The sequence below is a fragment of the Streptomyces sp. NK15101 genome, from assembly GCF_020400725.1.
Taxonomy (GTDB): Bacteria; Actinomycetota; Actinomycetes; order Streptomycetales; family Streptomycetaceae; genus Streptomyces.
The window spans coordinates 1-410 of the sequence record NZ_JAINVG010000223.1 but is presented as its reverse complement, the minus strand read 5'-3'; the positions used below and the strand labels follow the sequence as shown (position 1 = coordinate 410).

Annotated in this window: 1 protein-coding gene; it reads left to right on the top strand. The window is 70.5% G+C overall.

Features of this window, described 5'->3' with window-relative positions:
- The coding region (locus tag K7G60_RS38715; RefSeq protein WP_225805647.1) for a hypothetical protein at positions 1-410 on the top strand (410 nt) is incomplete at both ends.

Here is a 410-nt window from a genome sequence, read left to right as displayed (position 1 = left end):
GCCCTGGCGCTGATACCGGTGACCGGTGGTCTGTCCGCGCTGCTCGGCGCGGGCGCGATCGCCTTCACGAAGAAGCAGTTGCTGAAGCTGATCACGGCCGCGATGGAGGAGGCGGTCGGTCACGTCGTCTCGGTGATGACCGAGCCGGTCGTGGCCGCGCTGGAGAACATGGCGGCGGACCTGGTGGTCCAGGTGGGCATGGACGCGCTGGGCGTGCAGAACGGCGTGGACCTCGACCGGACGAAGCAGGCCGGCAAGGACGGCTTCGACGAGGGGGTGCAGGGGGCCAAGGAGGGCCTGAACCTCGCCTCCGCCGGAAGCGGCGGTGGCGGTGGCGGCAAGGGCAAGGGCTTCCACATCGAGCACGACGAGCACGAGCAGGCCGGCACGAGGCTGAACGGCGTGAGCGC